Below are 657 nucleotides of genomic sequence, written 5' to 3' on the forward strand. Positions count from 1 at the left end.
CGACCACGTTTTCGTCACCGGTCAGCATCAGACCATCGTCGCTGCCACGGGCACCGCCCATGTCTTCGTTCTGTTCGCGTGTAACCGGAATGACCTCAGCTGTTACCAGAGGCCACGGCGCGAAGTTCAGACCAGGATTTCCAACAGCGGAAAACTCGCCCAGAAACAGCTCAACGGACTGTTCTTCCGGCTTAACCGTGTAGAAACTTGCCGCAGCCCAAAGACCAACAGCCACCAAGCCACCAATAATAACGGTGCCCTTAGTAAAGATCGGTCCGCCACCGCCTGAACCCTGACCATTACTGCCACGGCCACCGCCGCCGCGACCGCCCATCAGGACGCGCAGCTGCTCCTGGCCTTTTTTCATCAGCTCGTCGATCTCGGGGATCTGCGGGCCGTCGCCTTCGGGTGGCTTGCGCCCGTCCCCGTTATTTCCCCGATTTCCTCCACCACCGGAAGAGCCTCCGCCCCCCCAGGGGCCACCGCTGTTGCCCGCCATATGTATATGTTCCCTTGTGTTTGACCGTGTGATCACGGCGTCCTTTGTAACTTGTGTGCGCGCGGTTGCAAATCAAGCCGTGCGCACAGGTTGCCGCATTGTCACCAGTTCTTCGGCCATCACCGGATGCACGGCGACAGTACGGTCAAAATCTTCTT

General features: G+C 59.2%; 2 pseudogenes. Both read right to left on the reverse strand.

The features are described 5' to 3' along the window. Positions 1-499 (reverse strand): annotated as a pseudogene (locus tag ACR0JF_RS23370) (FtsH protease activity modulator HflK); the annotation flags it as partial. A gap of 72 nt (positions 500-571) precedes the next feature. After that, positions 572-657, reverse strand: a pseudogene (locus ACR0JF_RS23375) (glutathione-disulfide reductase); the annotation flags it as partial.

It is taken from the genome of Ruegeria sp. BG11 (assembly GCF_056538565.1).